We start from the raw sequence: 17,837 nt of genomic DNA, 5'->3' as shown, positions 1-17,837 counted from the left end.
CGTAAGGCTTATGCGGCCCACCCTCGCGCCGATAAGTAACCGATCATCGCATAAGTTGACAGCCCCCGGTGAATCGAAGGCAATAGTAACCATATGGTTATATCGATTTAAATGTGGATATAGCGAAGGATACCGAGAGGAAACGTGGGATTTCCGGCGCTGCCGTAACTCGTCTGAACAACAGTGAGATTGGACTAGGACGGCGACAATCTTGCGTTCGGCCCCTATCCGGCCTTAGACAACAATAGCAAGCGGCATCGGATGAGCATGACCAGAAACCAAATCGCAATCATCGGCGGCGGCCCGGCCGGGTTGATGGCGGCAGAAACCTTGTCCCTGCTCGGCCATCGCATCGCGATCTATGACAGCATGCCGACGGTGGCGCGCAAGTTTCTGCTGGCGGGAAAATCCGGCCTCAACATCACGCATTCGGAAGACTACGGTGTTTTTGCCACCCGCTTCGGCTCTTCCTCGTCCCGATTGCGTGCAGCGCTTGACGATTTCCAGCCTGATGACGTGAGAGCCTGGGCGCAAGGCCTGGGAACGGAAACCTTCACCGGCTCTTCCGGCCGCGTCTTCCCGAAAGTCATGAAGGCGTCGCCGCTGCTGCGCGCCTGGCTGGGGCGGCTGGAGGCTCGCGGCGTCAGCATTCTGACGCGGCATCGCTGGTGCGGCTTCGAGAATGACGATTTGGTCTTCGAGACACCAAAGGGGCGGGAGTTTGTGCGCTATGACGCCGTTCTGCTCGCGCTCGGCGGGGCCAGCTATGCCCGGCTCGGATCGGACGCGGCATGGGTCAGCTGGCTTTGCGACAAGGGGATCGACATCGCCACGTTCCAGCCGGCCAATTGCGGTTTCGACGTTACCTGGAGCGCGACGTTCAGCGAGCGCTTTGCCGGCGAACCGCTGAAAGCCGTCACCGCAAAATCGGAAGCAGGGACCTTCCCCGGCGAATTCGTCATCTCGAAAACGGGGATCGAGGGCAGTCTGGTCTACGCGCATGCCGCGTCGCTGCGCGACCGGTTGGTAAAAAAGGGCGAGGCTTCGCTCATGGTCGATCTGGCGCCCGGACGCAATGAGGAGCGGTTGGCGCGCGATCTGGCGCGGCAGGATCCCAAGGCAAGCTTCTCCAATCGCCTGCGCAAGGGCGCCGGCATCGAGGGCGTCAAAGCGGGCCTTTTGCGCGAGCTTGCCGAACCCGCCATTCTCTCGCATCCAGAAGCGCTTGCCCGCCTGATCAAGGCCCTGCCGATTCCGTTGCTTAGGCCGAGGCCCATTGCCGAAGCCATCTCGTCCGCCGGCGGCATCCGATGGGATGAACTCGACGAAAGATACATGCTGAAGAAGCTCCCCGGCATGTTCGCCGCCGGAGAGATGATCGATTGGGAAGCACCGACCGGCGGCTATCTTCTGACAGCCTGTTTTGCGACCGGGCATGCAGCGGCAAAAGGCATGGATTCCTGGCTCAAAGACCGGTGACCGGGCTTAAAGCAGGCATTTCAGCCGACCCGGCCGTTCTCCATAAGCCAGGCGACCGCTTCCTGAACGGCCTGCAGCGACGTATAGCGCGGCCGGTATCCGAGTAGCCGTTCGGCCTTGGCGATCGAGCAATTCGGGCTTCGGGCGACATGTTCCCAGGTCGCCTGCGCATCCTCCGCCGATTGGCTTTCCGCCCATTTTTCGTAAGGCAGGAATTCCAGCTTCGGCTCGTGTCCAAACCAGCGCGACATGGCCTCGGCATAGCCTCGGAGTGTCAGCGCACCGGCTGAAACCGCATGGAAAGCCTCTCCTGTCGAGACCCGCCAATTGGCAATAGCGCCCATGAACATTTGCGCGACATCGTCGGCATGAACGTGGTGGACCGTCTCCAGACCGAAATTCGGCAGGACGAGCGTTTCACCCCGCGCCAAAGTCGAGAATGCCGACAGATTGAAATGCCCGGCCGGATTGAGGGGTGCCCAGCCTGGACCGACAATATGGCCGGGATGGATCAGGGTTGCGGGAAATCCCCTGCGGCGCGCCTCCTCAAGCAGATGCGCTTCGATCGCCGCTTTCTGAATGCCATAGTCGCCGAACGGCCGCTTTGGCGCCTCTTCCGGCGTCGGAACGACGGTCGAAAATCCATGCGTCCAGATCGTGCCCGTATGCAGGAAATGGCCGACATGATCGGTGAGTGCCTCGGTCAAATGCCTTGCGCTATCGAGCGTGAAGCAGATCATGTCGACGACAATATCCGGCTTCAACGCGCGGATGGCCGGGCCGAAGCTGCCTTCTTTCTCCATGGCGGCGCGATCCATCGCCCGCATCTCCACATCATTCCACGCTTTGTTCGGCGAATAGGGTTTTGCCTGGCCACGGCTGATCGCCACGACCTCATGCCCCGCTTCCACGAGCCGCGGCACGAGATAGGTGCCGATATGGCCCGTTGCACCGATAATCACCGTGCGCGTCATGTTGTCCTCCCAACGGTCAGAATCGAAATCGGCGGCTGCCGATGTCCAAGAAATGATCTGCTCCGTGAGAATAGGAGAGCAGACGACTTTGTCATCCCTTCTCATGGCTGAAAAAGTCATTCTTCATCGTCTTATTGCAGGAGGCGGTGACGGAGGCATCCGAACGTCACTTTGACGCATACAGCGGTGTAAGGCGCTGCGAGCGAGATTGCGGGTGGCACTCGAAAACGACCCAACGCGCCATCCAATGGCAGCGGCATCTTCCTGATCGCATCGGGGACCCGCCACTTTTTCGATCACCAATACATGAGTATGCGAATTCCTAGGCACTCGCCGAGCTATGGGCGCAAGATCGGCCTTTGGCATCTTTGCCGCCTTGACGACGAGGAACTGATTTATTCTCGATGAATACAATAGCTTAAATTATGCTCGTGCAGCTGCTGCGCCTTATGGCATCGGTATTGCATGTCTGGCTTTCCAGATCATGCCGCCAGGATTTACCAATGCCGAACAAGACATCATCGCCATCGACGCGACCGCCGATTTCATGACACCCTTCACCAGACAGACCGCTCGAACCAATTCGCCATCGTCCCGCGCCATGATTGCGACACCGCATTGGCAGGCCAGCGAAGCAGGCGCGAAAGTGCTCAGGCGCGGCGGCAATGCGATTGAGGCATTGGTCGCGGCGGGAGCTGCTCTATCGGTCACCTATCCCCATTTCTGCGGGCTCGGCGGCGACGCGGTCTGGCTGGTGGCGGACGAAACAGGCAATGCACAGACTTTCCTCGGCATCGGGCAGGCGGCGGCAGACATTCCGCGTGGAGACATACCTTTGCGGGGCGCAACCTCTACGCTGACGACGGCCTGCCTCGTGGATAGCTGGGAGAAAGTGCTTGCCCATTCCGCTGACGCATGGGGCGGCACGGAGCGACTGCCAGCCCTTCTCGACGACGCGATCGCGCTCGCGAACGGCGGCTTCGAAGTCAGCAAGTCGCAAGCCTTCTGGTATGAATTCAGGCGGGATGAGTTGAACGGCTGGCCCGGCTTCACCGGGCTCTTTCGGTGCGGCGGCATCCAACACCAGCCTGCCCTCGCGCAAACGCTCGAAGCCATTGCGCGTCACGGCCCCCGCGAATTTTATGAGGGAGCTCTCGCCCGTCGAATTGTGAACGGGCTTGCAGAGGCCGGCTCTCCTCTTTCGGCCGCAGATCTTGCTGCCACGCGGACCGATGCGGCGGCTCCTCTCCAGCAGGCGTATCGCGACACGATACTTCTTGCTCCACCCCCACCGACACAAGGGATAACCACCCTCGGCATCATGGGTGTGCTCGACCATTTGCCGATGGCGAATTTCCGGCCCGAGGGTCCGGCCTATTATCATGCGCTGGTCGAAGCCGTGAAACAGGCGTTCCTCGATCGACATGCGATCGCCGATCCTCGCTTCGCCGCTGATGTCTCGAAACACCTTCTCGATCCGGATCGCCTCGTGGCCAAGGCTGCCGCGATCGATCCCGCATGGGCCTTGCCATGGCCGCAAGAGTATCGGCACGGCGATACGGCGCTGCTTGCAGCCGTGGATGCCAATGGACGATGCGCCTCCCTGCTCCAAAGCCTCTATTTCGACTGGGGCAGTGGCGTGGTGATCGGCGACACCGGCCTCCTCTGGCAAAACAGGGGAGCAGCCTTCAGCACCGACCCCGCAAGCCCCAATTATATGCGGCCTGGAAAGCGTCCTTTCTATACCCTTAATCCAGGTCTTGCGCTGAAGAACGGGCGTCCGCATCTGGTCTACGGCACGCAGGGCGCGGATGGCCAGCCGCAGACGCTGTCGCTGCTGCTCAGCCTGCTGATCGATCACGGCCTTGATCCCGCTGCAGCACTCGCGCGGCCGCGCTTTTTGCTCGGCCGCACATTTTCCGACAGCCGCGACAGCCTGAAGATCGAGGAGAATATCGGTGCCGAATTGGTCTCCGCGCTGGCCGCCATGGGACATGAGATCTCCACCATCGATGCACTCAGTCCACTTGGCGGCCAAGCCGGCGTGATCCGCATCGGCGAAGACGGGGCGATCGACGGCGCGCATGATCCGCGCAGCGACGGAGGCGCCATCCTGCTGTGAGCGCCAACGGCCAACCGTTCGATCTCATCATCCGCAATGTTCGTATCGAGGAAGATGGCGATTTCGTTGACATCGGCGTGCGGGGTGACCGGATCGCAGCCATAGAACCTCGCATTCGGTGCGACGCGGTATCGGACGTCGACGGCGAGGGAAGCTTCGCCTTCGGCGGATTTGCCGATACCCACATTCATCTCGACAAGGCCTGCATTCTCGATCGCTGCACGATTTGCGAGGGCACGCTGACTGAGGCCGTGCGGGAAGTCGCCAAAGCCAAGGCCGGCTTTGAAGACGCCGATGTTTATAAGCGCGCCGCACGCGTCGTGGAGCAAGCGATTTCGCACGGCACGACGCGGATGCGAACCTTCGTCGAAATCGACCCGCGCGCAGGCTTCCGCTCCTTTGAAGCGATCAAGCGTATCCGTGGGGATTATGCTTTCGCGATCGACATCGAAATCTGCGCCTTTGCTCAGGACGGGCTCACGAACGAGCCGCAAACATACGACATGCTCGACGCAGCACTTGCCGATGGTGCAGATCTGGTGGGAGGCTGTCCTTATACGGATCCCTCTCCCGGCCGGCATGTGGACATGATTTTCGCATTGGCATCAAAGCACGATGTCCCGGTCGACTTTCATCTCGATTTCAGCCTCGATCCCGATCGAACCGATCTGCCCGACGTGATCGACGCGACGCTCCGTCATGGCTGGCAGGGTCGCGTATCGATCGGCCACGTCACCAATCTGTCGGCCATCCCGCACGCGCAGATTCTTGCTATTGCCGACGACCTGGCAAAAGCAGGGATCGCTTTATCGGTGCTTCCGGCGACCGATCTGTTTCTGATGGGCCGCGGTCAAGACCGCTTGGTTCCGCGTGGTGTAGCGCCAGCCCATCTGCTCGCCGGAAAAGGGGTCGCCACATCAATCGCGACCAACAATGTCCTTAATCCCTTCACGCCCTATGGCGATGCTTCGCTAATCCGCATGGCTAATCTTTACGCCAACGTCGCCCAGCTTTCGCGTGACGAAGATATGGCCCTGGTTTTCGACATGGTGAGCGGAATGGCAGCGGGCCAATTCGACGGCAGCATGCGTCTGCAGGCCGGCGGCGAGGCGACGATCGTGCTTCTCGACGGCCCCGGCCCCGGTGCGGCCGTGCGCGAAATCGCCCGCGTGATTGCTGGCTGGAAAAAGGGGCGCAAGAGCTTCGACAACGGTCGCCCTAGGCTCCACAAACCGATCTAGAACAGCGAGCTATTCCGTTATGGAATCGGATTGGTCCACGCTGCAAGAAGCGAGCCTGGCATCGACGTTGGCTGCACCGTTAGAGCCGAAAGATTAGTCATACCGCGCCAGGAACTCGGAGACCGTCTTCAGGCAAAGATCCTTCTCTTCGACATGCGGCATATGGCTGGAGTTTTCGAAGAGCACCCACTCGCAACCCCTGACGCGATCGACATAGGGCTTGACCACCAGAGGCGTCGCCTCATCATATTTGCCCGAGATCAGCAAGGTCGGCGCCTCGATGAGCGGAAGCCTGTCTTCGATCGTCCAGTCCTTCATCGTGCCGATGACGTGAAACTCGGTCGGGCCGTTCATGTTGCGGTAGACGGTATTGTCCTCGTCCATGGTGGCGAAGGTGCGGGCAACCTCCTCCGGCCAGGGCACGACTCGGCAGACATGGCGATCATAGAAGACACGCGAGGCGCTGATATATTCCGGATCGGTGATCGTGCCGGCGCGTTCGTGCTTCAATAACGTATCCTGCACCTCCTGCGGCAGCTCCTCGCGAAGGCGGTTCGCTTCCGCGACCCAGGTATGCATGTTGGCCGGCGAATTGGCGATCACCAATGCCTTCAACCCCTTCGGCTGACGCACCGCATGTTCGGCACCCAGCATGCCGCCCCAGGATTGCCCGAGAAAGGCATAGCGATCCTGAATGCCGAGATGCTTCAGCAGGGTGTCCAATTCATCCAAGAAAAGCGCCGGCGTCCAGAAGTCGGGGCCTTTCTCCGGCAGTCGCGTGGACTTGCCGTTGCCGAGCTGGTCGTAGTGGATGACGGCGCGGCCATCGATTTCGGCAATGTCCTTGAAGCTGTCGACATAGTCATGAGTGCAGCCAGGCCCGCCATGGGCGACGACGAGCGGCAGCCTGCCGGAATCAAGCGAGCCGGTGATGCGGTACCATGTCCGGTATTCGCGAAAGGGCAGAAATGCTTCCTGCATCGGGATTGCGGCCACGTGTCTCTCCATCTTCAGGCTTCGATGGACCAGACCATAACGCGGCCGAAACGGGTGCGGCAGCTATCACAAGTTATAGGATGGCTGTGCGTCCAGCAGCCGATAATGCGTGGCGCGGACGACCGCCTGCGTGCGGTTCTTGGCGCCCAGCTTCTTTGCCGCGGCGTTCAAATGCATGACGACCGTCGGCACCGAGCGATCGATGATGCGCGAAATCTCCTTGGCGGAATAGCCCTCGGCGGAATAGCGCAGGCACTCCCTCTCGCGTTCCGTCAGCCGGATCTTGCCGACACTCAGCGCTGCGGTGTCGAAAAGGGAATAGGCCGTCTCGTGGAAGACATGCGCAAGCAGGTTGAAATCGGCGATATAGCGCAGGGCGTCGCGCTCGAACTCCTTGTTGGCACCGAAGCGAATTCCCGTGACCGTCGCGTAATCGCCGCGCGGCATGTGCACCGGCACCGTGACACCCGTCGACATGTCGCGCTCGCTCAGGTAGCGCGCAACGGGAACCGTGTCCTCGCTCATGAAGCGCTTGATCAGCGTATCGGCGTCGGGATCATAATTCCAGAAGAAGGGCGCCGAAGTCCGTAGCGCCACCTGCTGCACCGGATCGATGCGGAAATAGCCGCGATCGAACCAGTATTCATACATGTCGTCGGAGATGTTCCTGAGCTTCAAAAGCGATGGGATCATGATCTTGCCGTCGAGGTCGTAGGGCACCGGCGAATAATCGTAGATCAAAGCCTCGAAGCCGATTGCCTTCATGCCCTCGAAAATATGGTCGATACGGCCGTCCAGCGTCTGATGCGCCGTGAACTGGCGCCTGATGGTTCCGATTTGATCGAACATGCAGCGGTTCCCGTCTGAGCCTGCGACCTCCCAACCTATCACTTCTTATAGCTGGTGCCGAGCGCGGTTTAAGGTAAAAATTTAGCCATGCTCAAATATTGAGCAAGCAGAATCTTTCGCCGGAGTTGTCAATGTGGCGTGAAATTGAGCCGGAGGCGCGGCATGTCGTCGAGGTCGATGGCTACAAGGTGGTCGCCTACAGCTTTGGCAGCGGCCCTGAGACGGTCTTCTGCCTGAACGGCGGCCCCGGCCTGCCCTGCGACTATCTGCGCGAGGCGCATTCCTGCCTGATCGATAGAGGTTACAGGGTCGTCGCCTTCGACCAGCTCGGCACCGGCGCCTCAGACCGCCCGACCGACAAGGGTTTGTGGATCATCGGCCGCTATGTCGAGGAGACCGAGACCGTCCGCAAAGCGCTCGGCCTCGGCAAGGTCCATATGCTCGGTCATTCCTGGGGCGGCTGGCTGGCGATCGACTACGCCCTGACCTATCCCGAGAACCTCAAGACGTTGATCCTCGAAGACACGGTCGCCGACATGCCGCACCTGACTTCCGAGCTGGAGCGGCTGCGCGCGGCACTCGGCCCGGAAACGGTCGCGATGATGCAGAAGCACGAGGCGCAGGGCACCTATAATCACCCCGAATATCTCGCCGCCGTCACCATCCTCAATTATCGCCATGTCTGCCGCCTAGCGGAATGGCCGGCACCCGTCCGCCGCTCGCTCGACGATTGGAACATGGGTCCCTACGAGACGATGCAGGGGCCGAACGAATTTCTCTACATCGGCAACCTCAAGGACTGGAACCGTATTCCGGACCTTCCGCGCCTTTCCATGCCGGTGCTGATCACGGCGGGCGAACATGACGAGTTGACGCCGGCCTGCGCGCTCAGGATGAAGCTTGCTTTGAAGGATGCCGAGCTCAAGGTCTTCGCCAATGCCAGCCACATGCCCTTCTACGAGAACCCGCGGGATTACTATCCGGCGCTCCTCGATTTCCTGTCGCGGCATAGGGCAAGCTGATGCAGGCTAAGGTGATCCAATCCCACCGACGACAAGGGGGCGATCGCCGCCATGCATCGCTATAGATTCGTATTGACACGGCCGCTGCAATTCCTGCCCGTCCTCTTCGGCATCAGTGTCATCACCTTCGTTCTGGTCCGCCTCATTCCCGGCGATCCCGCGCGCAATATCCTCGGTACGCGCGCCACGCCGGCCGCTCTTGCCAGCATCCGCGCGCAATACGGCCTCGATCAGCCGATGTGGCTGCAATATTTCTATTTCATCAAAAACCTCGGCAATGGCGAGATGGGCAAATCGATCCTCTACAAGATCGACGTGCTGCCGCTGATTTCGACGCGGATCGAGCCGACGATCGCACTGGTCGTATCGAGCGTCATTCTGTCGATCCTGATTGCCGTGCCGATGTCGGCGATCGCCGCGCGCAATGTCGGCCGCGCACCGGATCACATCGTGCGCGTCGTCTCGACCTTCGGCATCGGCTTTCCACCCTTCTGGCTTGGGTTGATGCTGATCATCCTCTTCAGCGTCCAACTCGGCGTCCTGCCGGTCTCGGGCTACGGCTCGACGATCGGCGAGAAGATCGCCCATCTCATCCTGCCGGCTCTCACCGTTGCGCTGTCGCTTTCGACCGTGCTGACCCGCAGCCTGCGGGCGGCCATGATCGAATCGCTTAAATCGGATGTGGCGACTGCAGCCCGTGCCCGCGGCATGCCCGAGGGCATCGTCTTCTGGCGGCATGTGGTGCCAAACTCGCTGGTGCCTTCAATCAATCTGCTCGCCGTCAACATCGGCTGGCTGATCGGCGGCACGGTGGTCGTCGAAAGCGTCTTTGCCCTGCCCGGCATGGGGCAACTGCTGGTGCGTGCCATCTTCTCGCGCGACTACATGGTCGTTCAGGGGGTGGCGATGGTGTTTGCCTGCGCCACGGTGCTGGTCAACTTCTTCGCCGATATCGTGACAGTCGCCGTCGATCCTCGGGTGAAACTATGAGCATCGACACGACAGCGACCACATTCCTCGGATGGAACAGATTTTTGGGAAAGCACCTGACGCTGACGCTCGGCGGCGGCATCCTTCTGTTCTTCCTGCTTCTGGCGATTTCAGCGCCACTTGTCGCGCCCTATGACCCAATCTTCCAGAATGCCGACATGCGCCTGCAGGCGCCCTCGTTCCTGCATCCGTTCGGCACGGACAATTTCGGACGAGACATTCTTTCGCGCGTCATCTGGGGTGCGCGCATCGATCTGCAGATCGCCGTCATCGGCGTGCTTTTCCCCTTTCTGATCGGCACGACGGTCGGCACCATTGCCGGCTTTTTCGGCGGCATTATTGACGCGCTCTTCATGCGCATCGTCGATATCATCTTGGCCTTTCCCTTCCTCGTGCTGATGCTGTCGATCATCGCCATTCTTGGGCCGGGACTGAGCAGCTTCTATATTGCCATGGCGCTCGTGGGTTGGGTATCCTATGCCCGCCTCATCCGCGCGCAGATGCTGGTGCTGAAAGGCAGCGATTATGCTGTTGCGGCCGTCAGCCTCGGCTTCAGCCGTCCCCGCATCATGTTTCGCCATCTGCTGCCGAACGCCATTGCCGGTTCGATCGTCTTTTCGATGTCAGATGCAGTGCTGGTGCTCCTGAGCGGTGCGGCCGTCAGCTATCTCGGCCTCGGTGTTCAGCCGCCGCTTGCCGAATGGGGTGTCATGGTGGCGGAAGGCCAGAGCTTCATCACCACGGCCTGGTGGATCACGCTGTTTCCCGGCCTTTCCATCGTCTGCCTCGCCTTCGGCTTCAGCATGCTGGGCGACGCGCTCGGCGAGCTGCTGGGGGTGCATGAATGAGCGACCCCGTCCTCTCCGTCCGCGACCTCGTGGTCAAGGCCCGCCTGGACGACGGCACCCGCACGCTGATCGACGGTGTTTCGCTCGATCTCGGCAAGGGCGAGATTCTCGGCCTTGTCGGCGAGAGCGGCTCGGGCAAGAGCCTCCTGTGCCGCTCGCTGGTGCGGCTGCTACCCTCGTCGCTTCTGAAGATCGAAAGCGGCTCCATCCGGCTCCAAGGGCGGGAGCTCACGGAAATCAGCGATGCCGAGATGCTTGAGGTGCGCGGCGGCGAGATCGGCATGATCTTTCAGAATCCGACAAGCCATCTCGACCCCGTCATGCGCATCGGCGACCAGATCGCCGAAGGCATACGCTATCATCAAGGTCTCAAGGCACGCGATGCGCGCGCAGCCGCGACCGAGATCCTTGAGCAGGTCGGCTTTCCTGATCCCAAAAGGCAGTATGACAGCTATTCGCACGAGTTTTCCGGCGGGATGCGGCAGCGTGCCATGATCGGCGTCGCACTCTCCTGCAATCCGAAGATCCTGATCGCCGATGAGCCGACGACGGCGCTCGACGTCACCATCCAGGCGCAAATCCTCCGGCTGTTGATCGACATTCGCGACAAGCGCGGGCTTTCGATCATCCTCATCACCCATGATCTCGGCATCGTCGCTCAGACCTGCGATAGGATCGCCGTCATGCGCAGCGGCCGGCTGCTCGAACAGGGTCCCAAAAGGACGATCCTCAGCCGGCCTGAAAATCCCTATACGATCGATCTGATCAACAGCCACCCTTCCCTGCCCGACGAAGCGGCGACGACGCAGCCGGAACCCATAAGGCCGGAGAGGTCAGCCAAGCCGCTTCTCGAAATCGATGACCTGCGTGTCGACTTCAGAGTCGGTGGCGGTTTCTTGAAGGGCAGCGGCGCAAAGACGGTCAGCGCCGTTTCCGGCGTGAGCCTGCAGATCATGCCGGGCGAAACCATCGGCATCGTCGGAGAATCCGGCAGCGGCAAGAGCACGCTTGCCCGTGCAATTCTCGGCCTCACCTCGATTTCCTCCGGCCATGTCACTTTCGACGGTATCGATCTGACCCAGCGGAAGAGCGCCGGCCTCGCAAGGCTCCGGCGCGAAACCGCCATGGTCTTCCAGGATCCGTTCAATGCGCTCAACCCGCGTCTGACGATCGGCCAGACGCTTGCCGAGGTGCTGAAAGTCCAGGGCAAGGTCGCAAAGGCTGAGATCCCCGCGCGCATAGGCGAGTTGCTCGATCTCGTCGGGCTGGAACGTGAATTCGCCGATCGCAAGCCGCGCAGCATGAGCGGCGGCCAATGCCAGCGCGCCGGCATTGCAAGGGCGCTTGCGGTCGACCCGAAGCTTATCATCGCCGACGAATGCGTGGCTGCCCTCGATGTCACCATCCAGGCGCAAATCATCGATCTCTTCCGTGAACTGACGCGCAGGATGAACCTGACCTTGATCTTCATCGCCCACGACCTCGCCATCGTGCGCAATCTCTGTGAGCGGACCGTCGTGATGTATCGCGGCGAGATCGTCGAGGAAGGCCGCTCGCAGGAAATCTTCTCCCATCCGAAACATGCCTATACCGCAGCCCTCATTGCAGCCATTCCCGACATCGATCCGGACAAGCCCTTGCATAGCGAGCGCGACGCGGCACAGGCCGGGCAGACCCAATCAGCCAAACGCATGCGATAACAACGAAGGGAACGAATTCATGACCAACAAATGGAAGACAATCGGGCTTGCCGCCATTCTCGCCGGCCTGACGCTAAGCGCGAGCTATGCGGAAGCGGCCGGCGTACTGACCATCGGCCGTCGCGAGGATTCGACGACGTTCGACCCGATCAAGACCGCGCAGAATATCGACAACTGGGTGTTCTCCAACGTTTACGACGTGCTGGTGCGCGTCGACAAGACGGGCACGAAGCTTGAGCCGGGTCTTGCGGAAAGCTGGACGACCTCGGATGACGGCCTCACCTATGTCTTCAAGATCCGCGATACGAAATTTTCCGATGGCTCGCCGCTGACGGCTGATGATGCAGCCTTCAGCCTGCTGCGCATCCGCGACGACAAGGCATCGCTCTGGAGCGACTCATACAAGGTGATCGATACCGCCGTCGCGACTGATCCGCACACGCTGACGATCAAGCTCAAACATGCATCGGCGCCTTTCCTTTCGACACTGGCGTTGCCGAACGCATCGGTCATCTCGAAGGCCGGGATGGAATCGATGGGGCCGGATGCCTATGCGGAAAAGCCGATCGCCTCGGGCGCCTTCTCCGTCGAGGAGTGGCGCCGCGGCGATCGCATCATCCTCAAGAAGAACCCGAATTTCTGGCAGGCCGACCGCGTGAAACTCGACGGCGTCGAGTGGATCTCGGTACCGGACGACAACACCCGGATGCTGAACGTGCAGGCCGGCCAGCTCGATACCGCCATTTTCGTTCCGTTCTCGCGCGTCGAAGAGCTGAAAAAGGACCCGAACCTCAACGTGCTGATCGATCCTTCCACGCGTGAGGATCACCTGCTGATCAACCACGCCCATGGCGACCTCGGCAAGAAGGAAGTCCGCCAGGCCCTCGACATGGCGATCGACAAGAAGGCGATCGTCGACGCCGTTACCTTCCATCAGGGCACCGTCGCCAATTCCTACATTCCCAAAGGCGCCTTGTATTACTATGCGGATAATCCGCAACGCCCCTACGATCCGGAGAAGGCCAAGCAGATGCTTTCGGCAGCAGGCGTCTCCAATCTCACGTTAAAATACCTCATTCGCGCCGGCGATGAAGTGGATGAACAGACGGCCGTGCTGGTCCAGCAGCAACTCGCCAAGGCTGGCATTACTGCCGACCTGCAAAAGGTGGACCCCAGCCAGGAATGGGACATGACCATCGCTGGTGACTACGACATTTCCGTCAACTACTGGACCAATGATATCCTCGACCCGGATCAGAAGACGACATTCGTTCTCGGCCACGACTCCAACAATAACTATATGACCAACTACAAGAATGACGCGGTAAAGGATCTCGTTGCCAAGGCGCGGCTGGAGCTGGATCCGAAGAAGCGCGAACAGATGTATATCGACCTGCAGAAGATGGCAAAGGACGACGTCAACTGGATCGACCTTTACTACAGCCCTTATATCAACGTTGCGCGCAAGAACGTCGATAACTTCCATCAAAACCCGCTCGGTCGCTTCTTCCTGGAAGATACGGTCAAGAACTGACATGGCCTCAAGCTCCGCTGTCCACAGGGGCGGCGGAGCATTGCTTTGTAAGATGCCCCTTTCGCAAACCCACGAAGCGGTTATTCTGTCATCTTGATGCAAGGCAAGGATCATTGGCGAATGCACGTGCCGCAAGGTGAATTTCGGGAGCGCATGACGATACTGGGCGATCTTAACGCAGCCTCATTCGTCCCGTGGATCCAGCGTCACGCCAACAAGCTCGGGCTTTCGCAGAGGTTTTTCCATTCCGATGCGGACCGGATCGAGCTTGAAGTCACCGGCCCTGTGGAACTGATCGACATGCTGGAAATGGGCTGCTCACTCGGTCCGATCGACGTCTGGGTCGACGAGATTCAGCGCAGGGTCATGAATGACCCGCAGCCATTGCATCTTAGAAATTCCTGATCTATTGCCTTTTATTTAATCATTGTTGCCAATGCGAATTATTTATGCAAAACCTTTAAGCGCTACGGGGATGCAGGCATCGGCGCCTGCCTATGACCATCGGCGCTAAGCCATTGGTGAAATTAAGAGAGTTAAGGCTATGCCATTTGATGGGATCGGATCCTGGGCGCCAGTCGCCCTTTCCTCTGATCTGCCTCCAGGAACCGTCATACCGGCCTGGACATCGGTTGGCCCGATTGCCCTATGGCGTAGTCAGTCGGGCCGCGCAACTGCATCTTCCGATCGCTGTCCGCATCGCGGAATGAGATTGTCGCATGGCTTCGTTCGGGGCGAGGCGCTGTCCTGCATCTATCACGGATGGAGCTATTCGCTGTCAGGCGGATGCATTCGCATTCCCGCCCATCCGGATCTGGTTCCGCCGGAAACCATTCGTGTCGCCGTCCAGCAGGTGGAAGAAGCGGATGGTGTTGTGTGGGTGGCAGTCGGACAACCGACAACGCAGCCTCCGCAGCTCGACGAGCTTGTCCCGTTACGCTCTCTGAGCGTGGAAGGGGATGTCGCGGCAATCGAGGCGGCCGCAGGGGCGAAGATCGATGCGAGGGGACTGATCCGCCTGCCTCAATCTCTCTGGATCGGGCTGCTTCTGGCGCCACAGGAGAAACATACGCTCGTTCTTCTCATGATCGACAGGGATCGCAGCCCGGCAGATCGCGTTGCAGCATCCCGGATTGTCGAATCCATCCGCCGCACGGCGGAAGAGCGCCAAAGGGAGAGTGCATGATGAATGGCGGCGCGATGATCGATGAATGGTATCCGGTCGGCCTCTTCAGCCAACTCAGCGAGAAGGGAAACAAGACCTGGTTGATGGGCGAGGCGATCGAGGTCGCCCGCGATCAGGATGGCAATGCTCGCGTGACGACCGCCGAAGGAAGAACCCTCCCCATTCGCGTCCAGTACGGCCATGTCTGGTCCTCCCTCGGAACGCCGGAGAAGGAGCTTTTTGCCATTCCGGAGGCCGACCAGCCGGGTCGCCGCTTCGTCGATGTCGGCGTCGTTCGCGTGCGCTGTTCGCCGCTGCGTGCCGTGGAGAACTTTCTCGACATCGCGCATTTTCCCTTTGTCCATACCGACATCCTCGGCGCGGAGCCACATACGGAGGTCGAAAACTACAAGGTCGAGATCCGCGAGAGCGTCGATGAAGTCTGGGCAACGCAGGTAAAATTCTACCAGCCGCAGGCTGCAAAATCCGCGACCGGCGGTATTACGACCGAATATATGTACCGCGTGCCGGCCCCGACCTGTTCCGTCCTCTACAAGACATGCCCTCCGCGCCCCAGCGAATGGGACGTCATCACCTTGTTCGTCCAGCCTCTTGCCGAAGACCTATGCGACGTATGGCCCTGGATGGCGCTCTTCGATGACGAAACGCCGATGACGGACCTCATCCACTTTCAACAGACGATCTTCCTGCAGGATCGCTCGATTCTCGAGAACCAGATACCCGCGCTTCTTCCGCTCGATCCCGGCATGGAAATTCCGACAAGGGCCGACCTCACCTCGGTCGCCTACCGGCGATGGCTCAAGCGCCACAACTATACCTACGGCGCACAGTTGGTCGCACAATGAAGCTCTATGATTATGTTCTATCGCCGAGTTGCTACAAGGTACGGCTCATGGCCGCGATCTTGGGCATCAAGCTCGACATCCGGCCGGTCGACTTCCATCCCGGCGCGGAGCATCGCGGGCCGGAGCTTCTGGCGCTCAATCCGGCAGGCTCCATCCCGATCCTCGAAGATGGCGATCTCGTGCTCACGGAATCCTCGGCAATGCTTGCCTATCTCGCTGCCAATGCTGCGCCGGAATGGCTGGGGCAGGGTTCGCCGCAGGAAACGGCTCGCGTGCAGCAATGGCTCTCCTTCTCCCATCGCCTGACAGCCAATCTTGGTGGTGCGCGGCTCCACGAAATGCTCCTGCGACCGGGGAATATAAAGGCATTGCAGGCGCAAGGGATCGCGGCGTTGCGCGAGCTGGAAGGAGGCCTCTTCGAGCAGGGCGAGCGCGGCATGCAATTCCTCGCAGGAAGCCGGGCGACCATAGCCGATATCGCCTGTTTCCCCTATGTCGCGCTTGCGCCCGACGGCGGCATCTCGCTTGACCCCTACCCGTTGATCCGGCTCTGGATGCGCGCCATCCGCAGCCTGCCCGGTTTCATCGAAATGCCAGGCATTCACCGCCTGCACGAGCTGAAACCCGATCCGCACCCGGCAGCGGAGACGTGATGAAATGACCGGCTATCTCCTGAAAAATTGCGCCGCTGTGATCGTCGATGAGGGCAAGGGAACGAGCGTACGCCGAAACGTCGACCTGCTCACCAACGGCCCGGCGATCCAGGCGATCGGCGAAAACCTGTCGCTGAAAGCCCTGCCCGAGGGCACGATCGTCCAGGATGCATCAGGCTGGTTCGTCTATCCGGGACTCGTCAATACGCATCACCACTTCTTTCAGTGCTTCGTGCGCAACCGGGCCGATCTCGACTGGACGAAGCTTTCCGTCATCGAATGGCTCGACCGCATCTATCCGATCTTCTCGCGGCTGACCGAGGACTGCTTCTATCATTCCTCGGTCACCGCCATGGCCGAGATGATCAAGCACGGCTGCACCACCGCCTTCGACCATCAATATTGTTTCCCACGCCATGCGGGAAAACGCCTGATCGATCGCCAGTTCGAGGCAGCCGATCTTCTCGGCATGCGCTTTCATGCAGGCCGCGGCGGCAATACCCTGCCGAAATCCGAGGGGTCGACGATCCCGGACGCCATGCTCGAAACCACGGATGAATTCATCGCCGATTGTGCCCGGCTGATCGATAGCTATCACGATGCCCGCCCCTTCAGCATGCGTCAGGTGGTGGTCGCGCCCTGCCAGCCGGTCAATTGCTATCGCGAAACCTTCGTTGAATCGGTCGCGCTGGCGCGCGATCGCGGCGTGCAGCTGCATACCCATGTCGGCGAAGGCGAAAGCCCGGTCATCGAGGCACGACATGGCATGCGCACAGTCGATTACTGCGCTGAATTGGGCTTTGCCGGCCCCGACACATTCTACGCCCACTGCTGGGAACTGACACATGACGAGCTGCGCAAGATGGCGGCGATCGGCACCGGCGTCTCCCATTGTCCGGAGCCGGTCTACCTCGTCGGCGCCGAAGTGACCGATATCCCGGCGATGCAGGCCTTCGGCCTGCGCATCGGCCTCGGCTGCGATGGAGCTGCATCGAACGACAATTCTAACCTCATGCACTGCATCCATTCCGCCTATATGCTGCAGTGCCTGACGGCCTCGACGCGTCAGCACCCCGTTCCAGCCCCGGTCGACTTCCTGCGCTATGCGACAAGCGGAGGCGCAAGCCTGCTCGGGCGCACCGATATCGGGCGCCTTGCCCCGGGTATGGCAGCCGACCTCTTCGCGATCGATACCCGACGCATGGACTATGTGGGCACGCGACATGACCCGCTGAGCCTCATTGCCAAGGTCGGGATCGGCATGCCCACCGATCTGACCATGATCAACGGACGCATCGTCTGGCAGGGCGGCGAATTCACAGGACTGGACGAGGCCGCGCTGTTTGCCGCGGCCGAGGCCACACTTGCAACAGTGGAATTCTGAAAAACCAAAAGGGG

The 17,837-nt window shown here is 60.3% G+C and carries 16 protein-coding genes; 13 read left to right on the top strand and 3 right to left on the bottom strand.

Going from position 1 to position 17,837, the window contains the following annotated elements; translation table 11 throughout:
* Positions 1–267 precede the first annotated feature (267 nt).
* A complete protein-coding gene (locus PH562_RS04790; RefSeq protein ID WP_285171800.1) occupies positions 268–1,479 on the top strand; it encodes a TIGR03862 family flavoprotein in 1,212 nt (403 codons plus the stop codon).
* A gap of 20 nt (positions 1,480–1,499) precedes the next feature.
* Here PH562_RS04790 and PH562_RS04785 read toward each other — a convergent pair whose 3' ends face one another.
* Positions 1,500–2,453, bottom strand: coding sequence for an NAD-dependent epimerase/dehydratase family protein (locus PH562_RS04785; RefSeq protein ID WP_285171798.1), 954 nt, complete (start codon positions 2,451–2,453; stop codon positions 1,500–1,502).
* A 601-nt stretch (positions 2,454–3,054) separates the two neighbouring features.
* On the opposite strand from PH562_RS04785, the gene PH562_RS04780 reads away from it, so the two are divergent.
* Complete coding sequence (locus PH562_RS04780; RefSeq protein WP_483315321.1) at positions 3,055–4,575, top strand: gamma-glutamyltransferase family protein; 1,521 nt, start codon at positions 3,055–3,057, stop codon at positions 4,573–4,575.
* On the top strand, positions 4,572–5,816 hold the full coding sequence (locus PH562_RS04775) for an amidohydrolase family protein (protein ID WP_285171797.1): 1,245 nt from the start codon (positions 4,572–4,574) through the stop codon (positions 5,814–5,816). Before PH562_RS04780 ends, PH562_RS04775 begins: the two co-directional genes overlap by 4 nt.
* 93 nt (positions 5,817–5,909) lie before the next feature.
* On the opposite strand, the gene PH562_RS04770 is transcribed toward PH562_RS04775, so the two are convergent.
* Both PH562_RS04770 and PH562_RS04765 read right to left on the bottom strand, forming a co-directional pair.
* Positions 5,910–6,824: a proline iminopeptidase-family hydrolase gene (locus tag PH562_RS04770; RefSeq protein ID WP_285171795.1), complete on the bottom strand. Its 915-nt coding sequence runs from the start codon at positions 6,822–6,824 to the stop codon at positions 5,910–5,912.
* A 54-nt stretch (positions 6,825–6,878) separates the two neighbouring features.
* Positions 6,879–7,661 carry a LuxR family transcriptional regulator gene (locus tag PH562_RS04765; RefSeq protein WP_132720426.1) on the bottom strand — a complete coding sequence of 261 codons (783 nt, stop codon included), beginning with the start codon at positions 7,659–7,661 and terminating at the stop codon, positions 6,879–6,881.
* 131 nt (positions 7,662–7,792) lie between these two features.
* Between PH562_RS04765 and PH562_RS04760 the strand changes: the two genes are divergently transcribed.
* The 10 genes from PH562_RS04760 (at position 7,793) to PH562_RS04715 (ending at position 17,823) form a co-directional block, all read left to right on the top strand.
* Complete coding sequence (locus PH562_RS04760; protein WP_285171794.1) at positions 7,793–8,683, top strand: proline iminopeptidase-family hydrolase; 891 nt, start codon at positions 7,793–7,795, stop codon at positions 8,681–8,683.
* A gap of 51 nt (positions 8,684–8,734) precedes the next feature.
* Entirely contained in the window at positions 8,735–9,673 is a 939-nt protein-coding gene (locus PH562_RS04755; protein WP_285171793.1) for an ABC transporter permease, read from the top strand.
* A complete protein-coding gene (locus PH562_RS04750) occupies positions 9,670–10,521 on the top strand; it encodes an ABC transporter permease (RefSeq protein WP_285171792.1) in 852 nt (283 codons plus the stop codon). Before PH562_RS04755 ends, PH562_RS04750 begins: the two co-directional genes overlap by 4 nt.
* Positions 10,518–12,221, top strand: a complete 1,704-nt coding sequence (locus tag PH562_RS04745; protein ID WP_285171791.1) for a dipeptide ABC transporter ATP-binding protein — start codon at positions 10,518–10,520, stop codon at positions 12,219–12,221. Before PH562_RS04750 ends, PH562_RS04745 begins: the two co-directional genes overlap by 4 nt.
* A gap of 19 nt (positions 12,222–12,240) precedes the next feature.
* Positions 12,241–13,755: an ABC transporter substrate-binding protein gene (locus PH562_RS04740; protein ID WP_285171790.1), complete on the top strand. Its 1,515-nt coding sequence runs from the start codon at positions 12,241–12,243 to the stop codon at positions 13,753–13,755.
* A gap of 120 nt (positions 13,756–13,875) precedes the next feature.
* Positions 13,876–14,160: an acylphosphatase gene (locus PH562_RS04735; protein ID WP_285171789.1), complete on the top strand. Its 285-nt coding sequence runs from the start codon at positions 13,876–13,878 to the stop codon at positions 14,158–14,160.
* A gap of 139 nt (positions 14,161–14,299) precedes the next feature.
* Positions 14,300–14,941: a Rieske 2Fe-2S domain-containing protein gene (locus PH562_RS04730; protein WP_285171788.1), complete on the top strand. Its 642-nt coding sequence runs from the start codon at positions 14,300–14,302 to the stop codon at positions 14,939–14,941.
* Positions 14,941–15,786: an aromatic ring-hydroxylating dioxygenase subunit alpha gene (locus PH562_RS04725; protein ID WP_285172160.1), complete on the top strand. Its 846-nt coding sequence runs from the start codon at positions 14,941–14,943 to the stop codon at positions 15,784–15,786. The genes PH562_RS04730 and PH562_RS04725 overlap by 1 nt, the downstream gene beginning before the upstream one ends.
* The gene (locus PH562_RS04720) at positions 15,783–16,439 is read left to right on the top strand and encodes a glutathione S-transferase family protein (protein WP_285171787.1); all 657 of its coding nucleotides are present in this window, start codon (positions 15,783–15,785) and stop codon (positions 16,437–16,439) included. Before PH562_RS04725 ends, PH562_RS04720 begins: the two co-directional genes overlap by 4 nt.
* A 4-nt stretch (positions 16,440–16,443) precedes the next feature.
* Positions 16,444–17,823 carry an amidohydrolase gene (locus PH562_RS04715; protein ID WP_285171786.1) on the top strand — a complete coding sequence of 460 codons (1,380 nt, stop codon included), beginning with the start codon at positions 16,444–16,446 and terminating at the stop codon, positions 17,821–17,823.
* Positions 17,824–17,837 lie beyond the last annotated feature (14 nt).

The sequence above is a fragment of the Rhizobium centroccidentale genome (genome assembly GCF_030182565.1).
Lineage (GTDB): Bacteria > Pseudomonadota > Alphaproteobacteria > Rhizobiales > Rhizobiaceae > Rhizobium.
The sequence above is the reverse complement of the archived record's forward strand: the minus strand, read 5'-3'. Positions and strand labels throughout refer to the sequence as shown.

What these genes read in the sequence shown, in the direction of transcription:
- PH562_RS04750 (WP_285171792.1), top strand. Translation starts at nt 9,670, where the DNA reads ATGAGCATCGACACGACAGCGACCACATTCCTCGGATGGAACAGATTT.
- PH562_RS04735 (WP_285171789.1), top strand. Translation starts at nt 13,876, where the DNA reads ATGCACGTGCCGCAAGGTGAATTTCGGGAGCGCATGACGATACTGGGC.
- PH562_RS04770 (WP_285171795.1), bottom strand. Translation starts at nt 6,824, where the DNA reads ATGGAGAGACACGTGGCCGCAATCCCGATGCAGGAAGCATTTCTGCCC.
- PH562_RS04785 (WP_285171798.1), bottom strand. Translation starts at nt 2,453, where the DNA reads ATGACGCGCACGGTGATTATCGGTGCAACGGGCCATATCGGCACCTAT.
- PH562_RS04780 (WP_483315321.1), top strand. Translation starts at nt 3,055, where the DNA reads ATGATTGCGACACCGCATTGGCAGGCCAGCGAAGCAGGCGCGAAAGTG.
- PH562_RS04725 (WP_285172160.1), top strand. Translation starts at nt 14,941, where the DNA reads ATGAATGGCGGCGCGATGATCGATGAATGGTATCCGGTCGGCCTCTTC.
- PH562_RS04715 (WP_285171786.1), top strand. Translation starts at nt 16,444, where the DNA reads ATGACCGGCTATCTCCTGAAAAATTGCGCCGCTGTGATCGTCGATGAG.
- PH562_RS04720 (WP_285171787.1), top strand. Translation starts at nt 15,783, where the DNA reads ATGAAGCTCTATGATTATGTTCTATCGCCGAGTTGCTACAAGGTACGG.
- PH562_RS04790 (WP_285171800.1), top strand. Translation starts at nt 268, where the DNA reads ATGACCAGAAACCAAATCGCAATCATCGGCGGCGGCCCGGCCGGGTTG.
- PH562_RS04755 (WP_285171793.1), top strand. Translation starts at nt 8,735, where the DNA reads ATGCATCGCTATAGATTCGTATTGACACGGCCGCTGCAATTCCTGCCC.
- PH562_RS04760 (WP_285171794.1), top strand. Translation starts at nt 7,793, where the DNA reads ATGTGGCGTGAAATTGAGCCGGAGGCGCGGCATGTCGTCGAGGTCGAT.
- PH562_RS04745 (WP_285171791.1), top strand. Translation starts at nt 10,518, where the DNA reads ATGAGCGACCCCGTCCTCTCCGTCCGCGACCTCGTGGTCAAGGCCCGC.
- PH562_RS04740 (WP_285171790.1), top strand. Translation starts at nt 12,241, where the DNA reads ATGACCAACAAATGGAAGACAATCGGGCTTGCCGCCATTCTCGCCGGC.
- PH562_RS04765 (WP_132720426.1), bottom strand. Translation starts at nt 7,661, where the DNA reads ATGTTCGATCAAATCGGAACCATCAGGCGCCAGTTCACGGCGCATCAG.
- PH562_RS04730 (WP_285171788.1), top strand. Translation starts at nt 14,300, where the DNA reads ATGCCATTTGATGGGATCGGATCCTGGGCGCCAGTCGCCCTTTCCTCT.